The sequence below is a fragment of the Butyrivibrio sp. ob235 genome, from assembly GCF_900109475.1.
GTDB lineage: Bacteria > Bacillota > Clostridia > Lachnospirales > Lachnospiraceae > Butyrivibrio.
In genome coordinates, this window is sequence record NZ_FOBE01000026.1 from 14,816 (window position 1) to 39,980 (window position 25,165).

The 25,165-nt window shown below is 41.7% G+C and carries 29 protein-coding genes and 2 tRNA genes; 7 read left to right on the forward strand and 24 right to left on the reverse strand.

All coding sequences use genetic code 11. The features are described from left to right. The 3 genes from BMW61_RS15750 to BMW61_RS15760 form a co-directional block, all read right to left on the reverse strand. A complete protein-coding gene (locus BMW61_RS15750) occupies window positions 1–480 on the reverse strand; it encodes a YbaK/EbsC family protein (protein WP_091823807.1) in 480 nt (159 codons plus the stop codon). Window positions 481–740: 260 nt separating this feature from the next. Next, a complete protein-coding gene (locus BMW61_RS15755; RefSeq protein ID WP_091823810.1) occupies window positions 741–1,079 on the reverse strand; it encodes an arsenate reductase family protein in 339 nt (112 codons plus the stop codon). Then, window positions 1,076–1,591 (reverse strand): pyridoxamine 5'-phosphate oxidase family protein, encoded by a 516-nt coding sequence (locus BMW61_RS15760; protein ID WP_091823813.1) that lies wholly within the window; start codon window positions 1,589–1,591, stop codon window positions 1,076–1,078. The genes BMW61_RS15755 and BMW61_RS15760 overlap by 4 nt, the downstream gene beginning before the upstream one ends. A 110-nt stretch (window positions 1,592–1,701) precedes the next feature. Here BMW61_RS15760 and BMW61_RS15765 point away from each other — a divergent pair, with 110 nt between their 5' ends. Then, window positions 1,702–2,001, forward strand: a complete 300-nt coding sequence (locus BMW61_RS15765) for a hypothetical protein (RefSeq protein WP_091823816.1) — start codon at window positions 1,702–1,704, stop codon at window positions 1,999–2,001. Between the two features lie 58 nt (window positions 2,002–2,059). Here BMW61_RS15765 and BMW61_RS15770 read toward each other — a convergent pair whose 3' ends face one another. Continuing rightward, the gene (locus BMW61_RS15770; protein ID WP_022762665.1) at window positions 2,060–2,278 is read right to left on the reverse strand and encodes a hypothetical protein; all 219 of its coding nucleotides are present in this window, start codon (window positions 2,276–2,278) and stop codon (window positions 2,060–2,062) included. Window positions 2,279–2,594: 316 nt separating this feature from the next. Between BMW61_RS15770 and BMW61_RS15775 the strand changes: the two genes are divergently transcribed. Together BMW61_RS15775 and BMW61_RS15780 are read left to right on the forward strand one after the other, a co-directional pair. Beyond that, complete coding sequence (locus BMW61_RS15775) at window positions 2,595–3,116, forward strand: NUDIX hydrolase (RefSeq protein WP_330388538.1); 522 nt, start codon at window positions 2,595–2,597, stop codon at window positions 3,114–3,116. Next, entirely contained in the window at window positions 3,088–3,654 is a 567-nt protein-coding gene (locus tag BMW61_RS15780) for a GNAT family N-acetyltransferase (protein WP_091823819.1), read from the forward strand. Before BMW61_RS15775 ends, BMW61_RS15780 begins: the two co-directional genes overlap by 29 nt. A 32-nt stretch (window positions 3,655–3,686) precedes the next feature. Here the strand turns inward: BMW61_RS15780 and BMW61_RS15785 are convergent, their stop codons facing one another. The 3 genes from BMW61_RS15785 to BMW61_RS15795 form a co-directional block, all read right to left on the reverse strand. Then, the gene (locus BMW61_RS15785) at window positions 3,687–4,052 is read right to left on the reverse strand and encodes a YrhA family protein (protein ID WP_207650195.1); all 366 of its coding nucleotides are present in this window, start codon (window positions 4,050–4,052) and stop codon (window positions 3,687–3,689) included. A 121-nt stretch (window positions 4,053–4,173) separates the two neighbouring features. Then, entirely contained in the window at window positions 4,174–4,632 is a 459-nt protein-coding gene (locus BMW61_RS15790; protein WP_091823825.1) for a GNAT family N-acetyltransferase, read from the reverse strand. A gap of 22 nt (window positions 4,633–4,654) precedes the next feature. Further along, a complete protein-coding gene (locus BMW61_RS15795) occupies window positions 4,655–5,392 on the reverse strand; it encodes an AAA family ATPase (protein WP_242829950.1) in 738 nt (245 codons plus the stop codon). A gap of 221 nt (window positions 5,393–5,613) precedes the next feature. Between BMW61_RS15795 and BMW61_RS15800 the strand changes: the two genes are divergently transcribed. Next, window positions 5,614–6,414 (forward strand): hypothetical protein, encoded by an 801-nt coding sequence (locus BMW61_RS15800; RefSeq protein WP_091823828.1) that lies wholly within the window; start codon window positions 5,614–5,616, stop codon window positions 6,412–6,414. A gap of 24 nt (window positions 6,415–6,438) precedes the next feature. After that, on the forward strand, window positions 6,439–7,041 hold the full coding sequence (locus BMW61_RS22575; RefSeq protein ID WP_242876771.1) for a hypothetical protein: 603 nt from the start codon (window positions 6,439–6,441) through the stop codon (window positions 7,039–7,041). 3 nt (window positions 7,042–7,044) lie between these two features. On the opposite strand, the gene BMW61_RS15810 is transcribed toward BMW61_RS22575, so the two are convergent. The 5 genes from BMW61_RS15810 to BMW61_RS15825 all read right to left on the reverse strand — a co-directional run bounded on the left by BMW61_RS15810 (window position 7,045) and on the right by BMW61_RS15825 (window position 8,526). After that, window positions 7,045–7,127, reverse strand: a tRNA-Tyr gene (locus BMW61_RS15810). Window positions 7,128–7,131: 4 nt separating this feature from the next. Continuing rightward, window positions 7,132–7,204: transfer RNA gene (locus BMW61_RS15815), tRNA-Glu, on the reverse strand. A 108-nt stretch (window positions 7,205–7,312) separates the two neighbouring features. Continuing rightward, window positions 7,313–7,474 (reverse strand): hypothetical protein, encoded by a 162-nt coding sequence (locus BMW61_RS22050; RefSeq protein WP_175475250.1) that lies wholly within the window; start codon window positions 7,472–7,474, stop codon window positions 7,313–7,315. 349 nt (window positions 7,475–7,823) lie between these two features. Continuing rightward, window positions 7,824–8,084 carry a hypothetical protein gene (locus BMW61_RS15820; RefSeq protein WP_022762673.1) on the reverse strand — a complete coding sequence of 87 codons (261 nt, stop codon included), beginning with the start codon at window positions 8,082–8,084 and terminating at the stop codon, window positions 7,824–7,826. 139 nt (window positions 8,085–8,223) lie between these two features. After that, window positions 8,224–8,526, reverse strand: coding sequence for an AAA family ATPase (locus BMW61_RS15825; protein WP_091823830.1), 303 nt, complete (start codon window positions 8,524–8,526; stop codon window positions 8,224–8,226). Window positions 8,527–8,787: 261 nt separating this feature from the next. Between BMW61_RS15825 and BMW61_RS15830 the strand changes: the two genes are divergently transcribed. Together BMW61_RS15830 and BMW61_RS15835 are read left to right on the forward strand one after the other, a co-directional pair. After that, window positions 8,788–9,498: a hypothetical protein gene (locus BMW61_RS15830; RefSeq protein ID WP_091823832.1), complete on the forward strand. Its 711-nt coding sequence runs from the start codon at window positions 8,788–8,790 to the stop codon at window positions 9,496–9,498. 451 nt (window positions 9,499–9,949) lie between these two features. Then, window positions 9,950–11,842 (forward strand): Ig-like domain-containing protein, encoded by a 1,893-nt coding sequence (locus tag BMW61_RS15835; protein ID WP_175475254.1) that lies wholly within the window; start codon window positions 9,950–9,952, stop codon window positions 11,840–11,842. Window positions 11,843–11,889: 47 nt separating this feature from the next. On the opposite strand, the gene BMW61_RS15840 is transcribed toward BMW61_RS15835, so the two are convergent. The 12 genes from BMW61_RS15840 to BMW61_RS15890 all read right to left on the reverse strand — a co-directional run bounded on the left by BMW61_RS15840 (window position 11,890) and on the right by BMW61_RS15890 (window position 25,146). Next, on the reverse strand, window positions 11,890–12,345 hold the full coding sequence (locus BMW61_RS15840; RefSeq protein WP_091823838.1) for a hypothetical protein: 456 nt from the start codon (window positions 12,343–12,345) through the stop codon (window positions 11,890–11,892). 164 nt (window positions 12,346–12,509) lie between these two features. Then, window positions 12,510–13,004, reverse strand: coding sequence for a hypothetical protein (locus tag BMW61_RS15845; RefSeq protein ID WP_091823841.1), 495 nt, complete (start codon window positions 13,002–13,004; stop codon window positions 12,510–12,512). Window positions 13,005–13,202: 198 nt separating this feature from the next. Then, the gene (locus tag BMW61_RS15850; RefSeq protein WP_091823844.1) at window positions 13,203–14,033 is read right to left on the reverse strand and encodes a deoxyribonuclease IV; all 831 of its coding nucleotides are present in this window, start codon (window positions 14,031–14,033) and stop codon (window positions 13,203–13,205) included. A 36-nt stretch (window positions 14,034–14,069) separates the two neighbouring features. Continuing rightward, entirely contained in the window at window positions 14,070–15,494 is a 1,425-nt protein-coding gene (locus BMW61_RS15855; protein ID WP_091823847.1) for an AAA family ATPase, read from the reverse strand. Window positions 15,495–15,713: 219 nt separating this feature from the next. Then, window positions 15,714–15,872, reverse strand: coding sequence for a hypothetical protein (locus BMW61_RS22055; RefSeq protein WP_175475251.1), 159 nt, complete (start codon window positions 15,870–15,872; stop codon window positions 15,714–15,716). A 76-nt stretch (window positions 15,873–15,948) separates the two neighbouring features. Then, window positions 15,949–16,887, reverse strand: coding sequence for a phosphatase PAP2 family protein (locus BMW61_RS15860; protein ID WP_091823850.1), 939 nt, complete (start codon window positions 16,885–16,887; stop codon window positions 15,949–15,951). 45 nt (window positions 16,888–16,932) lie between these two features. Further along, window positions 16,933–17,331, reverse strand: coding sequence for a (deoxy)nucleoside triphosphate pyrophosphohydrolase (locus tag BMW61_RS15865; protein WP_091823851.1), 399 nt, complete (start codon window positions 17,329–17,331; stop codon window positions 16,933–16,935). 73 nt (window positions 17,332–17,404) lie between these two features. Beyond that, the gene (locus BMW61_RS15870) at window positions 17,405–18,679 is read right to left on the reverse strand and encodes a hypothetical protein (RefSeq protein WP_091823853.1); all 1,275 of its coding nucleotides are present in this window, start codon (window positions 18,677–18,679) and stop codon (window positions 17,405–17,407) included. 630 nt (window positions 18,680–19,309) lie between these two features. Next, entirely contained in the window at window positions 19,310–19,822 is a 513-nt protein-coding gene (locus BMW61_RS15875) for a nitroreductase family protein (protein WP_091823856.1), read from the reverse strand. A gap of 612 nt (window positions 19,823–20,434) precedes the next feature. Beyond that, window positions 20,435–22,249: a leucine-rich repeat protein gene (locus BMW61_RS15880; protein WP_091823859.1), complete on the reverse strand. Its 1,815-nt coding sequence runs from the start codon at window positions 22,247–22,249 to the stop codon at window positions 20,435–20,437. A gap of 152 nt (window positions 22,250–22,401) precedes the next feature. Continuing rightward, on the reverse strand, window positions 22,402–23,619 hold the full coding sequence (locus BMW61_RS15885) for an RtcB family protein (protein WP_091823862.1): 1,218 nt from the start codon (window positions 23,617–23,619) through the stop codon (window positions 22,402–22,404). Between the two features lie 69 nt (window positions 23,620–23,688). Next, entirely contained in the window at window positions 23,689–25,146 is a 1,458-nt protein-coding gene (locus BMW61_RS15890) for a DUF2828 family protein (protein ID WP_091823865.1), read from the reverse strand. Window positions 25,147–25,165: the final 19 nt, after the last annotated feature.

Genomic DNA, 25,165 nt, shown 5'->3' on the forward strand with positions numbered 1-25,165 from the left:
TCAAGCCTCGTCATACCAGCCTTTACATACGTCGCACCATCCCTCTGCATCGACAGCTTTTTCAAGTTCATCAGGGGAAAGCTTAACGGATGTAAACTCATTCCCACCCGCCGGATGAACATATTCAAAGCGCTTCATCGAAACATCAAGCCAGATCGGGACTCCCGATTTTACTGCAAAAGGACATACTCCTCCGGGCTGAAAGCCTGTCAATTCTTCAACAAGGTCCCTTGCCACCATTGAAGGCTTTGTGTGGAACTGCGCTTTGAATTTCGAACTATTAACTCTCCCATCTCCGGCCATTACAACGATTACAGGCTTCTCCTCAACCATGAAAGATAACGTCTTTGCAATTTCTGCTTCGCTGCAGCCTATCTGCTGAGCTGCATGCTCAACTGTATCGATGGTTTCAGCATGCTCCGTTAATCTGTCCCCAAAATTCCTGCTGATAAGATACTCTTTTACTGTTTCGTTTACCATTTCAATCCTCCCCGGCCACTATCATCAAGCATTTCTGTCCATATTTTATCACGTTATGAATCAGGTCAAACATTCATATGGCAAAATATTCTTTTTTCACCTTTCTATTTTATGCCTGACACATAGAAACATGCTAAAATGGTAGCCATGAAGGTTTTAGCAAAAATGGAGTAAAACCAAGAATATCAAAGTAAAATAATATATGCCCTGTGTCGCGTTTCTAGTCGCAACACAGGGCCTTCTTTATGAAAATCTAATTGCTACTCCCACTTCTTCCACACATCAGGCTGATACCCCAGTGTGGACTGCTTTCCATTTCTTACAACCGGTGTCTTGATGATCTGCTGGTTCTCAAGAAGCTTCTCCAGTTTGTCCTCATCAGCGATATACTGCAAAAGGGCTACGGCATCCTTATCCTTCGCATCAGGATTCACCATGTTCATGATGCCTCCATTGGCACTGGCAACTGATGTGAGCTCGCCCTTACTCATGCCTTTTTCCTTCATATCAACGAACTGGAACTTTATGCCGCGCTCTTTGAAAAATCGCTCTGCTTTCTTTGTATCATTACACTTTTTTGTACCGAATATCTGTATCAACGTGCTACCTCCATATGCTGCCTGCTGCCAAAGCCGTCTTTTTTCAGATCAGAATCCAAATAATCATAACTCGTAGCCACAACCTTGATGAGATTCATAGGCTCTGGAAGCTTTTTCATGACATCAACCGGAATCTTCTTGTGTTCCATTATCTTCAGATACTCATCGGAAAAAGGTTCCACCATACCGGCAATGCCCTCTACCTGAAGGCTCTTAAGCTGTCCGAATCCGCCATATGATTCAAATATCGCCAGCCCAACATTCTTGTTTTCTTTTAGCCCTTTGAACTTAAGACCTCCCTCTGAAAAGAAATAAAAATCACCATCCACATAGTTGTATTCAATAGGCGTATTTCTCACCATCTCCGAGGATGCCGTTGCGAGCGCACAGGTATTATGTCCTTTTATAAAACTAACAATCTTCTCCTCAAGCGCAGCCTTCTCCATATGTACTGATTCTTTATCCTTCAAAATCCAATGATTTGCTGCTGATTCATAATCCATTTTCCACATTTTTTATTACTCCTAAAACAAATTGTTAGCACTATTATACTCTACAGCCGTGTAAATGGGCCAACGAATAACCTTTTGATGGGCAAACCACCTACCAAAATCCGAGTCCTATGCCTAATTCAAGTGATGAAAATAATGAAGGCGGCAAAGATCTGTGTATAGCTGCCCTTGCATGTTGGATTATCGGCAATTTAATGTTGTTTACAGAGGTAGCAATAGTAGCCTGCTTCCTGCTTATAGCGGGCTTTGTAATTGCACTTATTGCGATGGAAAAGTATCCCGGAAGTAAGTTTGCCAAAACACTTACAATTTTATTTGTCATTGAGATAATTATCGTAATTATAGGCATACTCTATGTAATTCATACATGCATGTCCTGTCTTAATGGTGGCTGTTCAGAAATGGGTTAAAAAACCTCAACTAAAAAGAGCGGAACCTCTTACGAAGCACCGCTCAGCATAAACACTATTACTTTTTAAATAACCCACCGGCGAGATTCTTGATATCTCCCAAATCCAGCTTTCCGTCAGCAACTGCTGCCTGTACCATCTTGATGTCCGATTCACTGACATCGATGTTTGCTTTCTTGAACAGCTCCTTTGCCTGTGTCGGATCAGCCTTCGCAATCTGAGCCATCAGTTCCTTGTTACCATTGATCTGCTTGATGATTTCCGCAATGTCTGCCATACCTAACCTCCTTCATTATGAAAAACTTAATTGTTAGCAATATTATACTCCACCGGTAGAGCAAATTGGCAAATAACCAAAGGGGGTATGTGATTTGTAAATGAAAAGGCTTTTTCGAGCATTTGGTACCCATCAATTTTCAAATCATGGGTACCAAGTCATTAAAAAGGTCTTCTCATTTACTTTTGGGTTTGAACCCACATTAAAATGAGGCTAAAATGTATACCAGAACGCTAAAGGACGCACTATGCATACTATTTGGTATTGGTTGCCTTACTGTATGCGTATTTGGTTTTATACTTTAATAGGGAATTATATGGAAGAAGAGCTTATTACTATGGATTATGATTGTGGCTTTTCCAATGATAATAAATGGTTCAGATATCGAGCTGCGGCTATTATCGTTGAAGAAGGATGTGTTCTTTTTGCAGGAAATGAAATTGATAATTATTACTACTCTATCGGAGGCGCTGTTCACATAGGAGAAACAGCTGAAGATGCCGTGAAAAGAGAAGTGCTGGAGGAGACCGGCGTCGCTTATGAAATCGATCGCCTTGCTGTGATTCATGAAAACTTTTTTACCGAGAATCAAGGCTCTTTAAAAGGAATGGATTGTCACGAGATAGCAATGTATTTCCTTATGAAGCCAAGGGGAACCAAAGAACTTCAAAGTGACAGCTATACTCAAGGAGTTAAAGAAAACATGTACTGGCTTCCGATCTCGGAACTGGACAAATACAGAGCTTTTCCGACATTTATGAAGGAGTATCTCCAGAAGGAACATAGTGGGGTAGAACATATTGTATCAAATGAAACTAAAAAAGCTACAAAACGCTGAGATCACAACTATATATCAGGAGCGTCTGGTTCACGATTTTATCGAGGATGAGCTCAAAAAGCTCCCGGTCATTCTCAAAGCTGTTGATGATGGAATATATGAGTGTCTGGGGATTTATGATGATTCTGAGATAATCGGGTACACATTCCTTGTGAAACAGGGAATGAATTACCTTGTGGACTATCTTGCTGTTTATCCAAAGCACAGGAATAAAGGTCTTGGCGGTGAAATCATCAGGATGCTTCGTGAATATATGTCAGAAGCCGGGCTTGTTATCCTTGAGGTAGAAGATCCCGCTTATACTAATGATCGCGACCTTAAAGCGCTGCAAACAAGGCGCATAGGTTTTTACAAACGGAATGGCTGCATCGATACAGGACTCAAAGTTAGGTGCTTTGGCGTCCCTTTTATCATACTTGTGCTTGAAAATAGCACTATCATATCCAATGAAAAACTGTGGGAGTTGTACCTGTCCTTTTATGGGGCAGTTTTTTCAATGGATATAGTAGAGAAAAATATAGAGTATCTGGGAGGATGAAAGAGCATAGGGCATCTTTTAAAGACGCCCTATTATTCTATACACTTTTTAATGATGTCTTTGATCATTTCAGCATAAGAGTTGTACTTTTTCAATTTCTTGTACAGAAAATTATCTAACTGATAATATGATTTATCTTCAAAACTATATATGTAAAGCAAGGTTTCACTTTCGGCAATATACAATCTCTTTTCCTTGTCTCCCTGAGATCGCATATCATTGTATTCCAGTAGACCATATACTGTTCTATCTGGAATCTCTTCAAGTAATTCCTCATCTACTCCATATATCATGCATCCGTTATATTCAAGGCCATCCATTTCCTTCAAAAAGTCTATATGCTCAGAAGGAATCTCTACTTGAAAACGCTTCTTGGTTTCTTCCGCTAATCTTTTGATTCCCTCTCTGTAGCAGGGGGATTTATTTCATCACCCCATCGAGATAACTCCTCTTTGATTTTTCCAATTTCTGCTTCCCACATATATGATCTTCCTCTTGAAAAATTAACTATTTTTTCTCTTACTCAAAAATATTACAAATACGCTCCATCTTCACATGAGGAATTCCATCCTCCATGAACACATCAGAAACCACCTCAAAGCCTTCTTTTGCATAGTATCCAATAGCATATTCCTGGGCTTCAAGATATATTTTCTGTGCTTTAAGCCTGTTTATAGCTATATCGACTCCCTTATGAAGCATTGCTCCTCCGATGCCTTTACCATGCTCCAGAGTCACTACTCTGCCAATCTGTGCGACGCCTGCGGTATCATCATGATCTTTCCAAAAGACTCTGAGGCACCCTGCAACTCTTCCCGAATCATTCCAGCAAAATACATGGATTGCGTCCTGATCTTTGTCATCCAGATCCTGGTAAATGCACTCCTGCTCAGTAACAAATATTTCAAATCTTGTTTTTAAAATCTCATAAAGCTCTCTTGTGCTTAGCTCATTAAAATGCTTAATTACAAAATCCATCTTTTTCTCCAAATATCTTCACTTACTCCTCACTCAGAAGTCTCTTTAAAAGCTGCTCCTTGTTCTCTATGAACATTTTTGTAATCTGATAACTGTCCGTATCCTCGTACTCGATCGGATGTATCTGACCATCATCAAAGCTCAGAATTTCCGCCCCGGGTATACCAAGAAGGATTGGCGAATGCGTTACCATGATGAACTGCGAATCTTCCTTGGCGCAGTTCACTATCTCGATAAGAAGTGTAAGCTGTCTCTGTGGCGATAGAGCAGCCTCAGGCTCGTCCAAAAGGTATAAGCCATGCCCCTTAAAATTTGTTTGAACCAATTGGAGAAAACTCTCACCATGAGAACGCTCATGAAACTGCTGACGTATTCCCCTTGGATCTTCCCTGCTGTACATCTCCTCTGCCGTCGCCACATTATAAAAACTCTCAGCCCTAAGAAAATATCCCCATCCCGGTTTGCTCACACCTCTCGAAAGTCTTATCGCATCGCACAATTCGGAGTGTGAATCATAGGTTGAAAAACTGTAATTCTTCGTCCCACCCTCCGGGTTAAAACCATAATTTACAGCAATTGCTTCAAGCACGGTCGATTTCCCACTGCCATTCTCTCCAACAAATATGGTTATATTCTTGTTAAAAGAAAGATAATCCAGATCCTTGATAGCTTCTATTCCACGTAAATAGCTCCGTTTATCAATCTTATCCCAGTTGATGCTCACCCCTTGAATTGGCAAGCTGCACATTTCATCCAGCATAGAAAAACCTCTTCATCGTGTGCCAATGCCATACCATATGCTCCATCTTTTTCTCCTAACAAATTGCTAGCAATATTATACTCTAACTGCCATGCAAATGGACAAAAGAATACCCCAGTCAGCTCTGCATCGGTCCGGCACTGATTTGCACCTCCTGCAACAATTACCTCCTCTTATCTGTTCCATATATATAGACCACTATCCGGAGGACATTGAGAATCATGAAAAAACGCATTTGGGTACATATACTAATATTAGCAACACTTTCACTACTTGCACTCATACCGGTCAGAAGCCTTACAGGTACCAAGTACTCCTATTCAAAGGATGATTTTATCGGACTTATTCACGGAGGAAGCGGCATAAACCACAGCGATAAGATAGAAGATACCAGTGTCCTTGCTATAGTAAAAATGAATGGCAATGTTTTAAAAACAGAGTGGGATTATATAGATTTTATGGTTGATACATATGGCTTCGAAGCATCTGACTTTGATAATATGGATATCATACAGTTTGTAACCGATTTTTCTCTCGATACACAGATTGCTTCCAGAGAAGACGCTTGGAAAATATACAAATACACCGCTGATATATATCAATATACTGATATGACCAGAATGTACAATTTCATCTACAGAGATACCAATGAATCCGTACAAAAAGGTGATGCTATCGTTAAGATAGGTTATTACTTTAACGAAGGTACCTTTGCACAGAGCTCTGTTTTTGATATTACAGAGGGAGTCTTCTATGTTGACGATCTGACAGCTCACAATATTCCTGACGGGGTAAGAGAGGAATTAAAAACCTTTGCAGAAAGACATCATTTGGATGAATGGAATAAAATACCTGTAGATGAGCCTACCGATCCTGATAGCACCGCAAACTATGCATGGCGCCTTGTATTTGTGACCGAGAGCGGCAATACCTGCTCCTACTATGGCGGGCTTGGGTATACAGATCCCAAGGGTTCTTACGATGCTATGTCAGAACTTACAGCAATAATAGAGACAATATGAATTTATTGATTGGAGGAACCGAGGATGGAAAAAAAGAAAAGTAGACATAGTCTGTTATGGGCTGTCATTTTCTTTATTCTTTGTTTTGCAAATAGCTGGTGGAGTGACACGCTGTTTGATAACCTATTTATTTTCGCACTATTGGTATACCCAATACTTTTAATCATACTGATTGTTTGCATTGTCAAAATCATTAAAGACTTAAAGGGAGAAAGGACAGTTCAGGGCGGCCTGGCATTGGTTTTGCTTATAGGAACATACTCTGTGTGTTCCCTTTTCCCTTTTGGGGCAGTCAAAGTAAAGGCTGACTACATGCGCCTTACGCCAATGAGGCAGGAAGTGGTGGACAAAATAGCTAGCGGAGAAATTGGCGGATCATCAGTTCTGGTCAACCTGCCTGCCAAGTATAAAAGGGCATCAAGTGATGGAACTGTCTATGTCTATGAGAATGGCAAAGATGGCGTAGAAGTGGGATTTTGGGAATTCAGAGGGATGCTATCCGGTTCCAGAATTGTGATGTATGCTGATGGCGGCGAGGAACAGATCCGAGACAATGAAAGCGGTCATCCTGTTGTATCCGTAGAGTCCTTAGGTGGCAACTGGTATTATGTAGTGACAGATTACTAATAGTGGGCAGGGTGAGACTCGAACTCACGCTGTTTCTCTTGTCAGGGTTTTACAGACCCCTGCCTTCGCCGCTAGGCTACCTACCCAAAATGATCCCCACCGGACTTGAACCGAGTATCCCAGCCTTGAAAGGGCTGTGTCCTAACCTTTAGACTAGGGGACCGTGCACGGAGCCATGTTTACTCACAGCTCCACTATATAATTTTATATTAGGCGCTGACTTGCGCCTGAATACCGGTATCAATAACAATAATGTCATCCATAGGAACACCTAAAACCACTGATAAGACAATCCGGCATCCTGACGCAACTTTGCTATGTTTTTTCCGGTTGCCACCATATCAATGGCAGGAATTGTAACCATGTTGATCTCCTTTCCTTTCTGCAAAAAAATACCGCCTGCCTCATCAAAGGTAAGCGGTACGCAAAACATGTTTATCTATCTGCTCTGATCCTATTGTCTTTGGATCCGTGCTAAAACAACACTTTCTCGCATTTGCCTATCTTTAAATGAGCGCATGAAATCAAATCCCCACTCATATTTATACTGGAGTGCTGATTCATAACTTTCATTATTCAGGCAATACATGCGATTAATTGTTGTCATGTCTCTTTCCTTTCCGGGAGCCTTCTGTCTGCTCCGCTTATCTCTTTCTATATCATATAGTAACACCGATATACTTAGCAGTCTATTATACTCGTAGTATAAAACTCCTTAGTAAAAAAGCCCCTCCGCCATTTAACACCGAAGCTCACTCCTTCCAAATACAATAGCCCAATCCTTAAACAGAATTATCCTTTTTTAGCTTCTGACTCCGACGATATAAAGCAAAACTGATGCAGATCGCCGCAATTGAAATAATCAGACATGTATACAGAACCGGTCTCAGAAGGGTAGCATATTCTGTTTCCTCAAAGATTCCATCCATATGCAGTTTTATTGAAAAATAGATCCAGTAGGCCGTAGAAGCAAAAGCAACAATCCATAAACCTACACGAATCACAAATAATCTCTTTATCTCTGCACTTATTTTATCCGACATCACTCGTCTCCTCAGAATAAGATATTCAATAATCACGATACCAATATTATAAGCTAATCTAACCTAAATCCCAATGTCAAAAAGAGCTCTCAGATCATATGTCTGAGAGCTCACATAATACCTAATCTTGTTATTTATTTTAATTTCTTAAGGAGACAAATAGAACCGGATACTGATTCATCCAAGTCTTACAAAAGTCTTGATGCCCAGAGATATCAAGACCATCAAACAAAGTATGACTATCCTTCCTAATATTGAAGAAGTTTTCCATCATACTCATCATCAATGTTTTACCGAATCTTCTAGGTCTGGTAAATAAACTTACCGCATTATCAGTATCATGCACAAGCTCATATAAAATCTCGGTCTTATCAACGTAATAATTACCGGATTCTCGGATATCTCTAAAATCGGATTTACCTACACCAACTTTAAACTCCATCTTCTGGCTCCTCTACATCTATCTCTGTTCTTTGAAAAATATAAAATTTATACATAGCTCTTTCAAGAAGTTAACTTACCCATATCGGCATTTTTTCTATTTTTTGCAGGTAATGGTACATTCTCTAACTCCTTTACAATCCCCCATAGCTCCACATCCTGCAACAATTTACGCTATCTTCGTCGATGCTTTACTAGTTATTTTGCAAACAATGTACTAAAATATTACATAGTATAAAAAATGTTTCACGGAGGGAGAAAAATGAAAAAAGCACTAAAACTCATGGCACTACTGATGCTCTTTGCAGCACTCGTCCTTGCTGTGCCAAAGTCGGCATCCGCAGGCAAATATGACAAAGCTCTTAAAATGACTGTTGAAGAGGGCATATCATCTTTGGACAAACGTTTGTTTAATGCAGGTGTAGACGACACCTATTACCCTTCCTATTTGGCATTTGAAGGTGTTAGTAATGTAAAAGTTACAAGTTCCAACAAATCTGTATGTGATGTTACACTAGAAATGTCTTCAAGCAATACCCCTTATCTAAATATGGACATGGGGGAGACCGGCAAAGCAGTCATAACCGTAGAATGTGACTATAAAAACAAACACTATACTTCAAAGGCACGCATTAAAGCTGTCGATTATGAAAATCCCTTCAAGTCCGTTTCCGTTGGTGGGAAAAACTACAAGAATATTTTTAACAAATCAGAAGTACTCTTACGTGGTTATTACTACTTTGGATATAAAAAAATCAAAGGTAAAAAGGCTCTAAAAATAACCATGAAAAATGGATATAAACTTTTAAAAAATAAAAAATGGTCTCACTACCAGGCGAAAAATGGAAAATCAGTACCATCCTTCAAGAATGGAAGAACCATTAATTTTTCAAACATCACGTGCATAAGCATTGCTTACAAGGACAAAGAGGGCTACATCGGTTTGGCAGGATTCAACAACAGCAATAGGTAGTGTTACAGTTCAGACCTTAGCTTGACACACAACCCTAACGATTAAAAATCACATATCAAAATGGTCTTAAACCCAGAAAAAATCTGACTTTTTCTGGGTTTTGCTATTGCATTTACATCGTTATGGTATATAACCATAACGTAACGATGTATCTTTGAAAGGAGCACACCATGGGCATAATCAAGCAGTTAGACAAGCGAAACGGTCTTCTTATCTCAAGCCAGGGTCTGAACTGTAACATTGTTTATAAAATTTTTATATTTTGGCCAAAAAATAATTGCGTAACTTAATTTTTGATATTAAAATCTTTTTAGGAAAAGTTGATAGGGGGTATAATTACAATAAAATTTTGAGCAGATATACAATTATACAATTTTGCTTCAAAATATTGATATTTACACGTCCTATGACTATTCTGGGACGTGTTTTTTTATACAAGGGAGGTAAATTTATGAAGAAAAGTAATGTGTTGCTGTCAAGATTATTAGTTGTAATTATGACTATTAATATTCTACTAGCTAATAATGGCTTTGACTCAAGAGCTGCAAGCGGAAGAAATCAAAATGTAATTAATGCAATTAATAATTACGTAAACGGATTAAATGGAAGCTATCCTGTCAGCTATAAAGGAAAAGCATCCGGATGTTTTGCTTTCGTTAATTATGTATGGAAAAATGTCTTTGGTGTTGATTATTATGACGGACAATACGATAAAAATTCAACTTCCGGCAAAAGCAATGATCTGTATAAGTTTTTACGTGAGAATAATGCAAAATCCGGTGATATCGTATGGGCGCATAACAGCGAGGGTGTTACCCACAATTTTATAATTCTTGATTATAGTAGTAGCTCTATTGAAATCACAGATGGAACTTCAAGTGGCACAATATGGCATAATGACAAGCAGCTTCAGTTGAACACTTCATCAAGTTTTTACAATAAATATCTGTACGGAAATTGTATTTTTACGATATATAAAATCAAGGAATCCTATTGGAGCAAAGTAGCCGGCCAGGCTGCTCCCAAAACAAATGTTACTTTAGATCCATCTACTTATAGAATGGGAAAAGGCGCAATGACCAGATTTTTCCCAAAGGTTGAAAGGGATGGAGTAATAACTTCTGATGTTACATGGTCAAGCAGTGATTCTAATATTGTAGCTGTTGATTCTAATGGATATATATATGCCAATAATATCGGTGTGGCAACAATTACAGCAACTGCAGATGATGGTGCTTCTGCTTCATGTGTTGTAACTGTAGTAAATAGCCTTGAATATGTCAAAACATATTTGGAAGAGCCATCGATAGATTTGGAAAATGGCAAATTTGTAATAACATATGGTTATAAGAACTATCGCAGACCGGATAATGGATATCTTACAACAGAGGGCAGAGTAAAATATGTGATGCCTAATGGTACTGAAAAAGACATCCCTCTCAAATCTGAAGGTTCGCTGTCTAAGGTTCATGGACTGAAATTGGAATATGCATCTGTTGATGTCGAAATCGAGGTATCTTGCGATATTTCAACCAACAATAATGCCAGAGGAAAATATTATTACACATTAGACTTCGTTTTTGTTAATACAAATGATTCCACAAAAACTGTAATGGCTTCTTATGATAAAACGATAGATATGGGAGTAAGAGTTGAGGACGTAGCATTTAATGAATCCTCGAGCAAACTCAAAGTTGGTGAAACACTTACCACTTCCATCAACATAAATCCTGAGAACGCTTATGATAAGCAGGTTAGCTACTCATCAAGTGATGAAAAGGTTGCTACTGTTTCAGAAAATGGTGTTATAACAGCACATTCTGCCGGTACTGCAGATATTGTTGTTGTGTCTCATGATGGAGTTTTATCAGATACAATTTTAGTCACAGTATATGATACAAATACCGGTACGGAATCAAACTCCGGTTCAAATAACAGCAATAGTAATGCTAATGCTCAGAGCGATCAGAATAGTAGCTCTGCCTCTCAGAAAAATGATGCTGTTGATTCAACCAATGATGCCCAAAAGGCTGAGACCGTTTCGGAAAAAGTTGATGACACAGTTAAAGTTGTAAAGATCAAATCTCTAAAGGCAGCTAAAAAGAAATTTACTGTTACTTTTAAAAAGGCTTCATCCATAGATGGATATGAAGTACAGTATGATACTTCAAAGAAGTTTTCTTCAGCTAAATCAAAAACATTAGGTGCAAAAAAGACAAATGTGACAGTAAAGAAACTCAAGCCTAAAACAACGTATTTTGTAAGAATGCGTTCATTTAAAAATACTGATAATGGTAAAGTTTATTCTAACTGGAGTAAAATCAAAAAGGTAAGAGTAAAATAAATTATAGCCGTTTCGCAACGATATGCGAAACGGCTTTTTTAACTGTTTTAGTTTTCATTCTCACATATATATGCCGGCAACTCATCTGAGCCAAAATAGTTCTCCGGTACCTTTGCAAGTCCCATGTCATATACCTCGCCCAGTTTTTCAAGGCAGGTCATTTCATCCGTTTCTTCGCCGTCAATCTCATAGTGAAGTGTGCGGTATCGGCCGGTCTCTTCGTCGTAATCTATTACTTCACCCTCATCGGTCTCCTCGAATTCATAGTAGTTTCCGCTGAATATCGAAGTCCATTTTCCCTTATCCAGTTTATATACGTAATCATAGTAGTAGCCCATATGCCCGTCGGAATTGCACAGAAGGCCGCTTTTTTCAATGTATGTGAAGTAGATTCTGGCTGTCTGAAGGACAGTAACTTCGCCATCATAGTATGTAAGGATCTGGCAACCTCCGGCCTCAACTCCGGTATCGATGACGAGCTCCGGAATATCATCGACATCCACATATATAAGAGCGTATGATAATCCGTTGTCATAATCTTTCAGCTGTTCGTTATAGTAGGCAAGATAACCTTCATTCCAGGAATTGAATCCTTTTCCGAATACAGTATCCCAGTCTGCGCCGATAGCATCCTCGGGATTTCTCGGATTATAATTTGCAAAAGGTGTCAGCTGTATCTGAACTTTTTTACCAGGATATTTTTCTTTTCCGTTTCGAATTCTTCTTCGGAAATCTCATCAACGGTGGTTCCGTTTTTATCTGTTGTTTTGTAACTGATTTCTCCTGTATCTGAATTCTTGTAACTCGAGATACCGCCTATGCATTCTGTAGCGGTTCCATCAGATGAAAACTGATAGAGTTTATAATCCTCACCGAAATTACCGCGGCACTCATAACTGATTTTGTTGTCGTCGCAGATGTAATAGTTCCCATTTTCCATACTGGTCAGAACTCCATAGGGAACGTTATTATGAATCGTGCCGATAAGATAAACCATCTTGTCCAGCCTTCCATCATCGGACATGTTCCCGATAATGAGTTCATCCACTCCATCACCGTTAAGGCCTTCAAAGCCATAACCTGTGTATTCCAGGGATCCGGATTTGTCATAGCCGTCTTTGGAATAGGCATAGGTCGCCATGGGATTAAAAGGCTTGGTCATCCAGAAGTCTTCGTAGGTCTTTTGGCTCTTTAATTCGTAGTAGTAGACATCGAGAACGTCTGCGTAGGCGTCTTCGTCGGAGGATGTGGAAGTATTGGGTGTTGTTTCTTCAGGTTCCGCTTCGGTTTCTTCCGCTGATAATACCTATCTCCCATCTGATTTAATTTAAGAAATTTATACAGATGAATCTGCCTTTTGTCATTGAAACCATCCCTTCACGGTCGCTATCTCCTGCACATATCCCTCATCATCATTAGGGGTTTCCAGGATGAACGGGAGGCCCTCGAAAGCAGGGTGCATCGCAAACCTCTTCATGGCTTTCATGCCTACCATTCCCTGACCGAGTTTTTCATGGCGGTCTTTTCCTGAGCCGCGCTCGTTTTTGCTGTCGTTGAAGTGAACTGCCTTAAGTCTGCTAAGGCCGATTATTTTGTCAAACTGATCCAAGACTCCGTCAAGGTCAGCCGCGATATCGTAGCCGGAATCCCAGGTGTGGCATGTATCGAAGCAGACTCCGATTTTGTCTTTGAGGTCCACGCGGTCAATTATTTTCTTTAGTTCTTCGAAGCTTCTTCCGACTTCGGAGCCTTTTCCTGCCATGGTCTCCAGAAGGACTGTGGTCTGCATCTCAGGCCACAGAGCTTTGTTAAGGCCGTCCGCTATCTGCTCTATTCCGACCTCCGCTCCCTGTCCTGTGTGTGAACCGGGATGGAAGTTGTAATATTGCCCCGGAAGGTATTCCATTTTCTCCAGATCTTTTTTCAGCATATCAAGGCCGTTGGCCCTCGTGTCGGGATTTACCGAGCAGAGGTTCATGGTGTAGCTGGCGTGCGCCACGAGTTTTCCGAATCTATTTTCAGAAAGGAGTTCTTCAAGTGCCTTGACGTCTGCAGGATCTACATCCTTCGATTTTCCTCCCCTGGGGTTTCTCGTAAACCACGAGAAGGTGTCTCCGCCAAACTCCAGCATCTGACGGCCCATGGCCTCATATCCATTTGTAACCGATAAGTGACAGCCTATATGAATCATTTAAATCTCTCCAAGTATTGTGTTATAGTGTCTTCATCAATCCTCAAACAGCTCATCCCCAACTATTATATTCTGAGCAATTCCGGAGTACTCGTTTTGCTTATAACCATTACCGCAAATAAGTGTGATGTGAATTGCTTCCTTTGCTCCGGTTTCATCCTGAAATTTCTCCATTCTATTCCGGAGCTTTTCATATTCTTTTTTATCGAGCATATACTCTTTGTTAGTGAACTTCATTTCACAGATGTTTATTACACCATCCTTGCGGTATATTATGAGATCAATCTGAGCGCCTTTATCTCCTTCCTTACTTCTCCAGGAAAATTCATTTGTCTCAATGCCGCTTATTCCAAGCGCAGCCTTTATCTGATTAATATGATTCAGACATACTATTTCAAAAGAATTACCTCTCCAGAAATTATATCCCGGAGAATTTATATACTCATTCCATGAATCAAATTTCTTATTTTCTATAAACGCTATGGCAAAAAGAGTGAATGGATCTATAAGCTGGTAAACAGCATTATTCTCTTCTTTTGTATAATTGGAAAACCTACGGATAAATCCACACTCCTCAAGCTCACGAAGATTCTTGGTCAGTACCGATCCTCCCCCTATTGCCTTTTGTTTTGAAAGCTCCGTCCTAGTCATGCCTTCTTTCTTTTTCGCCAAAGTCTCAAGGATGGCAATATGCTTTTCAGGCTTAGCAAACAGCGAATGGAACAGATTATAGTATTCATTATGAAGCTCTCCATATTCCTTAAAACACAGTTCATTAATATTCTGTGCCAGAGAAAGCCTCGGATCCAGGCGGTTGAGATAATGCGGAACACCACCAAACACCATATAACTCTCGATCATCTGGCTCCTGGTCATGACCACTTCATTCATCTCAAAAAGTTTCTCACATTCTGCCAGTGTAAAGGCTACTAAATGAATACGTCTTGTAACCCTGTTATGAAATCCCTTTTTGGAAGTCAATAAATTAGTTATTATCCATGAAGTCGCACTTCCGCACACGATCAGCACCAGATCCTCCTGGGCAGATGCCCAGCTGTTCCAGAAATAATCCAAAGCACTTTTAAAGTCAGACCGTGCCGTGTCCATCCATGGCAGTTCATCCAAAAATATCACCCTTTTATTGTTTATAGGCTCGCGATACACCTTATCACTTTCAAGCAATTCTCTCAGCCATGCAAATGCCTCAAACCAGTCCTTAGGAGGTGTCTTACTCACATATCCACATGTCTTGAGACTCTCATTAAAGGCACGTAATTGTCCTTTAGTCTTTTCATCCGTAAGACCCGTGGTATAAAACGAAAACTGCTGATTGAAATACTCTCTTATCAGGTATGTCTTCCCTACTCTTCGTCTGCCGTATACGGCAACAAATTCCGGTCTCTTTGACTTGAGGCACTGCAGCAATACATCCTTTTCATGCTTTCTTCCAATTATCTTCATAAGCGCCCTCTTTTGATCATATTGCGCCAAAACATATTCTTATAACATAGTTTTGGCGATTTATAATACTTATTTACATTATAAATCGCCAAAATACCATTTTCAAACATGATTTTCCGCAAGTATAGTCAACTCGATTAGATATCCAGAGCTACGTGGTATCCCCAGTAAACCGCGTTGGTAATTGTTGATACTCTTGAAGCATCGCAGATAACGCCGTCAGCTGTTATCCTGAGCGCCTTGTGGAATGTATTTAGGTCCTATGCATCCGTCGTTGGCGATGTCGGTTCCTCCCATGGGCGCTGAGAACATTCTGTTTCTGAAAGTCGTCCGCCCTATTGTTATCGGCTTTGTAAGATTGGGGAATTTTCGCTCCATATGTGTACCTCTCTAAAATGCAGTTACTGCTACATATTTTCTCTTATACTTGATTTGTTTCTTCGCCTGATCTGTGTCATGCATTCGAATTTTTCCTGATAACAATCGGCCAGATCGCCACAACGAAGAACCACATGATGGCTCTTGAGATGAAGTGTCCCCAGTGTCCGCCGAGGGCCTGAACGATTGTTGCAGGTGCCAGGAATTCTTTCCAGGAAAATACGATCATGAAGCCGATGAATCCGAGAATGGGAAGATTTTTGGAGCCTTCCGGAATCTCGTAGTGAATATAATGGCGTTCAATATAGCTTCCTAACAGAAGTCCGAAAAATGCACCGCATTGTTTGAAGGTGTCGTTCATCATTTTTTTCGGATTCACAAGTAGCTCGCCATCCACATAGTCCATGGGATAAGACTTTACCGAGATGTAGATAAGGGAAGCTATAACCACGAGAACTCCGACGATAGTCAGGATGTCCAAAGTTTTTTCATTGCCCTCGATTTTCTTCTCAACAACTCCGTATACAAGGATGATGATCAAAGTTGCACCAAAGCCAACGACCACGTCCTGCGGGGTATGTACGCCCAGGAAGTTTCTTGAAAATCCGGTCAGCGCGATCAGGATGCCGCAGGCATAGGCCAGCCATTTTCTCTTTTTATGCTGCCACGCTATCGTTGTGCCATAGACAGATGTCGCCTCGGTGGTGTGTCCACTCGGGAAAGAATACCCGGTTGCGGCAGTCTTGGAGTCTCCTGCGGGTTCGATCAGGTCGGAGCGGATCCAGGGTCTGTATGCGCATACCGTGAGTTTTAGAATTCCGTTCACCACGTTTGCGATGCCGAACGTGTAGATGAAGCGATAGCCCCACTTTTTGTCCACGCACCAGAAAATGATGAATGGCAGGAACGGCATTACATCCACCGCGATTTTCGACAGCGCATTGAAAAATTCGTCAAAAGTGCCGCCTGTTGCGTTCCTAAGTTCCTGAAGCCATAACAAGTACTGAATATCCATTACAAATTCCTCCTCATAAGAATTTTTTCTTGTATAAGTACTTCTTCATATATATTTTTTGATTTCTTGTATTAGTCCTTCATCAGCCGGTAGCCAGTCAAGGGTGTCTATGTCGTCTTTGGTTACCCATTTTGCTGCCTCATGCTCGAGAAGTGAGAGTTCTCCGCTTTTCACAGTTGCAAAGAAGCAGTGCATATGCAGATGGAATGTTGGATAGTCGTAATCGACGATGCTGATGAGGTCATGCACTTCTATGTCTGTCGCAAGTTCTTCCTTTATCTCTCTTATAAGCGCATCCTCCGGGGTTTCGCCGTCTTCGATTTTTCCGCCGGGAAATTCCCAGCCGTCTTTGAAGTCACCATAGCCACGCTGGGTTGCAAATATTTTTGTTTTGTTTTTGTAGTCGTCACAGATTACGGCTGCTACTACGTTTACTGTTTTCATGGGTTATGTCCTGTTATTGGGTTATGTTTTTTGGGCTGGGACTAGTGTGCCGGGGCTCGATTCTGTTTTGTTGCTAGATTCCGCAGATGCGCAGGGGTTCGCTAGATAGTTCCTCATAGTGGATTCCTGCTTCATCTAGTTCCTTCAGGAAGCAGTTATAGTACTCCTCTGATGAGAACGGCTGCATTAAGGCTATGAAGAAGCTGTGGTTGATGCAGGTAATCTCACAAAGGATGTCTGTAATCTTGGATAGGGCTGTCACGACATATATCTCTTCGATGTAGGGATCAAGCGGGCCAAAGCTTCTGCCGGTTACATAGGATACGCAGATGCTCGCCAACGAAATATCAGGTGCGGGTGGCGTCTGCTGCATCTGCTTCATCTGCTTGATCTCATAAAGCGCGTTTTCAGGCTGAATCTGCAGCATCACCTGTCCGCGGGCTATTGTGCAAGCCTTAGTAATGTCGGTTAAGTCCCTGTTCTTGGGGAAGTCCAGTCTGCAGTCCCCCGCAAACATGCGGTAATTGTCATGATTTCCAAGGATTGCCTTGCGGTCGGTGCATATAGAAACAGTGACCGGCTTTTCATCATTCGTTTTATATCGTCTTGCCGCTTTCGCCAGCATAACTGAGAAGAACACGTTTGGACTTCCGTCTTTGTCCCTGCAATATTGCATGATTTGTTCTTCCGGGAGTTTCAGGTAGAATACTCTCTTTTCATAGTCTTGTTCATTGACCAGGCGCAGGAAATCTGTGATTGGTTTCTTTTGGTAGAATGGCTCTTCCACTTCTGTGAAATCTATGTCCTTGAAGGGGTCTCCTGTTTCTGATTCGGGTATCGTGTCGCCGGGCAGCCTGAATCCTTCTGAATTGAAGGTCTTCCCGGTCGCCTTCGAGAGGTACAGATACATTGCACTTTTTATGTAAGGCATGATCCCCGCCCCATCTGTCAGGGCATGATCTATCTCAAATGCAAGTCTTTTATTCTCGTATTTCCAGGCCGCGAGGTGATAGTTTGACTCTGCTGAGTTTAGTTTTATCGGCTCCCAGGTGTTACGTGTTGTCATCGGAAGATCGTTGGGGATGGGGATGAGGTCGGCTGGCTCTGTTGTCAGGCCATTTTTGCTTGCTTCTGTTGGCTGACCACCGGCTCTGTTTTCTTCTGTTGTCTGGCCACCGCCTCTGCGCCCTACCTTCACATAGAAGTAAGGGAACCTCTCTCTAAGCTCCTCTACCACTTGCCTTAGAATCTCACCATCTACTTTCTCTTTGAGCACAACTATCACACCCATGGTGTTGTGAGTCTCTGGTGATGATATATTTATTTGAGGTTCGTAGTATTCCGACATTTATTTCCCCTCATTATAGTGTTTGCTTCAGTCCGTAAATCCAACTCTTAATATTTTAACATTTTTTCGACGACTAATTACCATTTCCTCGTAGCTTTTATATTTTTTTAATGTATCCTGGTATGGCATATTCCGACCCTCTACCAAGATATTAGTGATAACAAATATTTCTTGGTACAGAAATTCTATTTAATTGCCAAGATAAGTCTATATTAAGATATATCTTGGTATTGCTTGTTCTAGGCACTACCAAGATATTTGTGGAAACAAAAATATCTTGGCATAGAAATTCTATTTCTTTACCAAGATAGAACCAAAACAAGTAATATCTCGGCACAGCTAGTTCCAGCTGCTACCAAGATATAAACAAATCAAAAATATCTTGGCACAAATAAGCCCTTTCCTTACCAAGATAAATCTAAAACAAGAAATATCTTGGTTCAACTTGATCCAAGCACTACCAAAATACTTACGAATACAACATTTTCTTGGTAAGGGGACAGCTCCAAGATACCCCTGCGCTCAGGCGCGTCTTAAAAACAATGAGCTACAAAAAGCCTAACCAGCTTTTCATAGCTCATACACATTAACCTACATTATTCACATATACTCTCAAGCATACATTCTACCTTAAATATATGTAACTGTCTCTGACAATTCTTTTCTGCTGTTATGGTTGTCGAGCGGGCCGGCACCTTCAGCAGCGTATCCGAGATCAAGGAGCATCAGAATCTCTTCGTTCTCCGGAAGGCCGAGGTCTTTTGCCAGCTCATCAGGATCAAAGAAATTGAGCCAGCAGCTGTCGACGCCTTCATTTGCTGCAGCAAGCATAAGATGCGTTGCCACGATGGACGCGTCCTCGATGCCTGAATCTCTCTTGCCGCCGGGATATGTGAACACATTGTTCTTGTCAAAAGCCACAACGAGTACTGTTGGTGCTCCATAGCGGCACGGAGTAGCCTTATCGATTTTAGCAAGATTCTCCTCCGACTCAATTACATATACATGCTGTTCCTGCAGGTTCTTTGCTGTGGGAGCAAGTCGCCCTGCTTCAAGAATTGTATTAAGTCTAGCTCTGTCAACTTTTCTGGTATCGTACTTTTTACATGAATAACGATTCTTTACTACATCACTGAATTCCATTTAATAATTCCCCTTTCGCTTGCTTTGGCCCGCCAATGGTAGGCATAAAAAGATACAATTGTATTATATTTTGCACAATGTAATTGTATCACTCTGTAATCATTTTTCAAGTATCGAATTCAATTATGAACTCCTTGCACGTCCAAATGCCAAGATATAGCTCAAGCAAGAAATATCTTGGTTCAGCTTGTTATGGGCTATACCTAGATACTCGTGAAAAATAATATTTCTTGGTTCAAAAAAGTCATTTCATTACCAAGATAAATCTAAAGCACGATATATCTTGGTATGACTTGATCCAAGTTCTACCAATATATTTGTGAAAGCAAGAATATCTTGGCACGAAAAAGCTATTTTATTGCCAAGATAAATCTAAAACAAGAAATATTTTGGTACAGCTTATTTAGACCACAACCAAGATATTCGCTTAAGGCAAAATTTCTTGGTTCCAAAATAGCAATTCATTACCAAGAAAAAACAAAAATAAGAATTATCTTGGCATATACAGCAATTCCATTACTATTACCATTTCCAATACCAAGATAATTAGTAAGAAGCCAGGAACTACGCCTGCAAAAAAAATAGAAAGGACCCCTTCCAATGCAATCGTATTTATTTATAACACTCAATAATTTTCTCGTATTTGAATTCAGCACTCTTGGCTCCGGCCTTTTTTATCTTTTTCACCATTCTTTTAAACTTCAACTTCTTGCTTGCGTATATAGTGATGGTTGCACCTTTCTTAATTTTTCCGAAGGCCTTGTCCCTTATGGTAAGATTCTCTGATTTAATGATTATTGTGCCAAGTTTTGAGCACTGGTAAAAGGCTTTTTTGCCAATGAGAGTTACTGTTTCCGGAATTACGACCTTAGTGATTTTCTTATTAGCGTTAAGGGCTTTAGCGGATATAGATGTTACTGTATACATAATGCCGTTTTCATCCGTTATAGTTGCCGGAATTGTGAGCTTTTTGTCCTTCTTATTATTTTTTAATCCCGCGAAAGCTACTGTTGCAGCGCCTTCAGTATTGGAAGTAACTACAAACTTGTAATTATTCATGCCGGCAACTTCAATCAGTGTGCCTATATCTTTGGGTTTCTTAGCCTGGTCATTGTTCTGGTTTTCGTTCTGTTGAACGGTAGGCGGATTCTCCTGCTTGCCTCCATTGGCTGAACCTGACTCGCCGCTATTTCCTGAACCGGACTCTTTTCCATTTCCTGAACCTGACTTGCCGCCTTTTCCTGAGCCGGACTCGCCGTTATTTCCGGAGCCCGATTCTTCCTCGTTGTTATTAGGTTTTTCTTCCGTATCAGAAAGGTTGATTCCAGTATCCTTGGATAGCGGTTTCGGCTTGCCGTTTACTTCAATATCAAGAAGCAAAGCAAACCAGTCATCTTCTGAAGCATAGCCGTTATATTTCACCTTTACGGTTTTGGAATTAGTCTGAGTTATCTTAAAGCATTTCTCAGATTCCGGATCATACCCATCCAGTGACCATTTGTAAGTTATGTTCTTGGAGCCGGCGTTCTTGATATTTGCCGTAATTGTCTTCTCTGCGGCAACACCTCTGACAAAGTACAATTCCTCCGGAGAGTAGGTTACTTCATACAAATCCTCCAGATAAAATTCAAGAGTCATAGTGCGAAGGTTCATCATTGTCTTTCCGGTCTTTGATTCCAAATAAAATTCCATATCTGCCGCATAAAGTGGATAACCGCAATCATCGTTATCAAGGCCATTCTCAGCAACAATGTTTGCAGCGTCATCCATCAGCTTTACAGTAATATCCTTACCTGTTTTGCTCACAGAAAAAATGTCATCTGCATAATCTCCGGAAAGATCCCAGGAAATCATGTCTGGATCTATGTTGTCAGAAACTTCCATTTTTACAGTGCGTGTCGGAAATTCTGTGCTTACTCGGCACGCGTCAGCAATATAGAACGCCGCGTCTAATGCAAAATTAATTGAAATTTCCCTCACCAGGGGCTCTTCCAGATCATCACTATATACAGTCAGAGTCAGCTCTCCGTACGCACATACCTCGCCGCCAAGCTGCCGCAAAGCATCTTCCTTTGTAGCAATAGCTATGGTGTCCCCGGTAGCAGAACCATCTATATACAGATATTTTTGTATGTCCTTGCTAAGTGTCCACTCATACTCAGGATCCGAAACGGTATTTTCAAGCTCCTCATCCATAAACACTGCAGAATAAGTGGGGCCTTCTCCATCACAGATAGTATCTTCATCAATTATCTCGCCAAATTCATTCGCAATTCCAATAGCATAATCAGAAAAACCTATTTCGTACGGATCTTCCTCTTCTGCATGAGCAGTCAAAGTGAAATCTCCGGCCCCTAGAACCCCAGGGCCTGAAAGTGCCAGAACGGCAGCGCAAACAATAGAAACCAGACGTCTCTTTTTCTTCATATTTATTTCCCCCAATGTCACAAAAAGAATCATGACTTAACGCTACAAAAACAATTATAAATTACGCCGGCATCAGAGAAATAGGCTAAACAATTAACAAAATTGCTTAGCCTATATTGTTCATTATTCAGTTTTCACGGCTTATGCACATATCAGTTTGAGGCCTTGAAGTTGTAGATCGGCTTCATGACGTCCACGATCTCCACCGACTCCCCTATCACGTCGATGATGTCGTCAAGGGATTTGTAGGCCATGGGGGCCTCGTCGATTGTCGCCTCGCAGACGGATGATGTGAAAATTCCCTTCATTGACTCCTTGTACTCCTCCATGGATAGGTTGTTCTTCGCAGCGGTTCTGGACATGATTCTTCCTGCGCCGTGGGGTGCGGAGTAGTTCCACTCAGGGTTACCCTTGCCGATCGCAAGCACGGATCCGTCTCTCATGTTGATGGGGATCAGAACCTTCTCTCCTTTGTGGGCTGCGATTGAGCCTTTTCTTAGGATCATCTCGTCGGTGTCGATGTAGTTATGTATCGTGTGAAAAGACTCCCCGCCTGACAGACCGGTTTTCTCAAGTAAAATCTCGGCCATTTTCTCGCGGTTTCTCTTGGCAAATCTCTGGCATATCTCCACATCGTGAAGGTAGTCCTCAAGGTATTTTCCCGATAAGTAGCAAAGGTCCTCGGGCATGGTTGACGGAAACTCGACATACTTTTTATGGTAGAGCTCTTTAAGTGCAGCCTGGATCTCGCTTCTTCTGCCCTGCTCCTTGTAGGTTCTTATGAGTTCATCCCTCGCCTCGAGATAATCTCCTATACCTTTTGCAAGGTCCACGGCAAGTGTCTGATAGAGCTCAGCGACCTGTTTTCCTAAGTTTCTGGAGCCCGAATGGATTATGAGATACTGGGTTCCATCAGTAGCTCTGTCCACCTCGATGAAGTGGTTACCGCCGCCGAGTGTCCCGAGGGATCTCTCGAGACGCTTGGTGTCTTTCAGCTGTCTGTAGCAGCGAAGCTCGGTTAAGTCGAATTTCTCGACTCTGCCCTCCCAGACCTCTCTTCCTGAAGGCACGGTAAAAGCCGCCATATCAAGCTTCTCAAGGTCGATGTTCTGTTTTCCGAGATTAACTGTGTACATGCCACAGCCCAAATCCACGCCCACGACGTTGGGCACGGCCTTGTCTGTGATGGTCATGGTGGTTCCGATTGTGCAGCCCTTCCCGGCATGGACGTCGGGCATGATTCTGATCTTGGAGCCCTCGGTCATGGGGTAGTCGCACATTCTTCTTATCTGCTCGATTGCCTCGTCCTCGATCACCTTAGCGAAGCAAAGAGCAGTGTTTACTTTTCCTTTGATCTCTATTGTGTTCATTGGTTTTTTCCTTTTTGTCAGAGCCGGGAGTATTGCACGCTCTCGGCTGTTTTCTTTTTTGGGTCCCGGCTATGCGGCTATTCTTTCATACCTTTTCGATGAAAGAACGCTCATCATGAATTTGTAGGGTTCTAAATCGCCGTCTTTTAACATTGAAAAGATCTGCGGATTGCAGCCTGATACAAGCGCCACGCCGCGGTCATTCATTTTTACAGGCTGCTGCTGATTGCGGCTCGACACGTTCCAGAAAACTATCTGGGGAAGCTTGAAGCCGTATCTTGCAAACTGCGCCTTCGCGTTCTCAAAATTGGTCATTCCGGAATTATTAGCACAGTAGTCGAACTCCATGTCGGAGATGATGTAGAGTTTCTCCGGCATGTCAGCCTGCGTGAGTTTGTTGTTTACGGCAGTTCTTAAGATTAGCATGAAGGTCTTTTCGATGTCAGTGTTGCTGACTTCGTTGAACCGCATGCAGTAGCGGACTTTTTCCACTATGTCGCATCCCTTGATCTCCACGAGTCTCGGGTTCGCCGAGAAGGTGATGAAGTGATTATGAAAAGCGCCTGTATTTTTCTCTGCAAAATAGATGCCAAGTGACTGCGCAACTGCTGCCGGTGTGGGATTGTCCCAGCCGTACATTGAGCCCGAGCCGTCGACAACTACGAGGGAGTTCTCCGCGCCCGCAAAGTTCGGGAGCGCGTTCCAGGTAGCGTTCATCGCCTGTCTCTCTTCCACGCTGAAGGTTTTACCTCTTCTGTCTATCACGGGTGCGATTACATCATAAGGTGTGAGCGCGCCTGTATTCATGACTGAAGGGTCTGCCTGCGCTCTATTTATGAAAGCCTGATATCTCTCGCCGTCATTCCTGATGAAGGCCTGTCTGTACTTGTAGAGCGCCTTGGAGGGCTGCTTCTCGTAGTCAAAGGTGTAGTCCTTCTCACGGAGGTTGTTCTCTATGATCTTGATCTGCGCTCTGAGTGCCGACAGGGTTCTGCGGTACTCGGAGTCAGTCATGCCAAGGGCCTTCGCGATCTTCTTTGCATTGCTTATGGTTTCCTTGTTGCTTGCGTTGATGGAAGGGAGCCATTTTGCCAAGAGAGAGATGTCAGTGGTGGCGTTCATATCTGAGCGAAGTGTTTGCTCTATGTAGTTCATGACTTCTTTTTCCACAGGTGTGTCCATGAGCGCAAGAAGATCGTCGTATCTGCCGTACTCCGCAACGTTCGCGATGTTCTTTTTCACAGACTCAGGCTCTGTAGCGGCGAGGTACTTAAGGATTACCTTGAAAACTCGTCTCTCACCGAGGCCGCCTCTGATGTCTCTTGCAAAGAAGAGCATTTTCATCGCAAGGTCCGCATCCTCAGCGTACGCCTTCACGAATCTGGTGATGATGTCTTCCTCGGAAGCTCTTCTGAGCGCGCCTATTGTTGCGAAAAGATCAAGGCAGTCGGACTGTGTTGAAACATAGGTAACTGCGCCGTTCTCTGTATATGTGATGTTTGCTTCTTTCTTTAAGAATGATAACATGTTGGTTTCCTCCTGTTGT

What these genes read in the sequence shown, in the direction of transcription:
- BMW61_RS15750 (WP_091823807.1), bottom strand. Translation starts at nt 480, where the DNA reads ATGGTAAACGAAACAGTAAAAGAGTATCTTATCAGCAGGAATTTTGGG.
- BMW61_RS15760 (WP_091823813.1), bottom strand. Translation starts at nt 1,591, where the DNA reads ATGTGGAAAATGGATTATGAATCAGCAGCAAATCATTGGATTTTGAAG.
- BMW61_RS15765 (WP_091823816.1), top strand. Translation starts at nt 1,702, where the DNA reads ATGCCTAATTCAAGTGATGAAAATAATGAAGGCGGCAAAGATCTGTGT.
- BMW61_RS15770 (WP_022762665.1), bottom strand. Translation starts at nt 2,278, where the DNA reads ATGGCAGACATTGCGGAAATCATCAAGCAGATCAATGGTAACAAGGAA.
- BMW61_RS15775 (WP_330388538.1), top strand. Translation starts at nt 2,595, where the DNA reads ATGGAAGAAGAGCTTATTACTATGGATTATGATTGTGGCTTTTCCAAT.
- BMW61_RS15780 (WP_091823819.1), top strand. Translation starts at nt 3,088, where the DNA reads ATGAAACTAAAAAAGCTACAAAACGCTGAGATCACAACTATATATCAG.
- BMW61_RS15790 (WP_091823825.1), bottom strand. Translation starts at nt 4,632, where the DNA reads ATGGATTTTGTAATTAAGCATTTTAATGAGCTAAGCACAAGAGAGCTT.
- BMW61_RS15795 (WP_242829950.1), bottom strand. Translation starts at nt 5,392, where the DNA reads ATGCTGGATGAAATGTGCAGCTTGCCAATTCAAGGGGTGAGCATCAAC.
- BMW61_RS15800 (WP_091823828.1), top strand. Translation starts at nt 5,614, where the DNA reads ATGAAAAAACGCATTTGGGTACATATACTAATATTAGCAACACTTTCA.
- BMW61_RS22575 (WP_242876771.1), top strand. Translation starts at nt 6,439, where the DNA reads ATGGAAAAAAAGAAAAGTAGACATAGTCTGTTATGGGCTGTCATTTTC.
- BMW61_RS22050 (WP_175475250.1), bottom strand. Translation starts at nt 7,474, where the DNA reads ATGTTTTGCGTACCGCTTACCTTTGATGAGGCAGGCGGTATTTTTTTG.
- BMW61_RS15820 (WP_022762673.1), bottom strand. Translation starts at nt 8,084, where the DNA reads ATGTCGGATAAAATAAGTGCAGAGATAAAGAGATTATTTGTGATTCGT.
- BMW61_RS15825 (WP_091823830.1), bottom strand. Translation starts at nt 8,526, where the DNA reads ATGGAGTTTAAAGTTGGTGTAGGTAAATCCGATTTTAGAGATATCCGA.
- BMW61_RS15830 (WP_091823832.1), top strand. Translation starts at nt 8,788, where the DNA reads ATGAAAAAAGCACTAAAACTCATGGCACTACTGATGCTCTTTGCAGCA.
- BMW61_RS15835 (WP_175475254.1), top strand. Translation starts at nt 9,950, where the DNA reads ATGAAGAAAAGTAATGTGTTGCTGTCAAGATTATTAGTTGTAATTATG.
- BMW61_RS15845 (WP_091823841.1), bottom strand. Translation starts at nt 13,004, where the DNA reads ATGACCAAGCCTTTTAATCCCATGGCGACCTATGCCTATTCCAAAGAC.
- BMW61_RS15850 (WP_091823844.1), bottom strand. Translation starts at nt 14,033, where the DNA reads ATGATTCATATAGGCTGTCACTTATCGGTTACAAATGGATATGAGGCC.
- BMW61_RS15855 (WP_091823847.1), bottom strand. Translation starts at nt 15,494, where the DNA reads ATGAAGATAATTGGAAGAAAGCATGAAAAGGATGTATTGCTGCAGTGC.
- BMW61_RS22055 (WP_175475251.1), bottom strand. Translation starts at nt 15,872, where the DNA reads ATGGAGCGAAAATTCCCCAATCTTACAAAGCCGATAACAATAGGGCGG.
- BMW61_RS15860 (WP_091823850.1), bottom strand. Translation starts at nt 16,887, where the DNA reads ATGGATATTCAGTACTTGTTATGGCTTCAGGAACTTAGGAACGCAACA.
- BMW61_RS15865 (WP_091823851.1), bottom strand. Translation starts at nt 17,331, where the DNA reads ATGAAAACAGTAAACGTAGTAGCAGCCGTAATCTGTGACGACTACAAA.
- BMW61_RS15870 (WP_091823853.1), bottom strand. Translation starts at nt 18,679, where the DNA reads ATGTCGGAATACTACGAACCTCAAATAAATATATCATCACCAGAGACT.
- BMW61_RS15875 (WP_091823856.1), bottom strand. Translation starts at nt 19,822, where the DNA reads ATGGAATTCAGTGATGTAGTAAAGAATCGTTATTCATGTAAAAAGTAC.
- BMW61_RS15880 (WP_091823859.1), bottom strand. Translation starts at nt 22,249, where the DNA reads ATGAAGAAAAAGAGACGTCTGGTTTCTATTGTTTGCGCTGCCGTTCTG.
- BMW61_RS15885 (WP_091823862.1), bottom strand. Translation starts at nt 23,619, where the DNA reads ATGAACACAATAGAGATCAAAGGAAAAGTAAACACTGCTCTTTGCTTC.
- BMW61_RS15890 (WP_091823865.1), bottom strand. Translation starts at nt 25,146, where the DNA reads ATGTTATCATTCTTAAAGAAAGAAGCAAACATCACATATACAGAGAAC.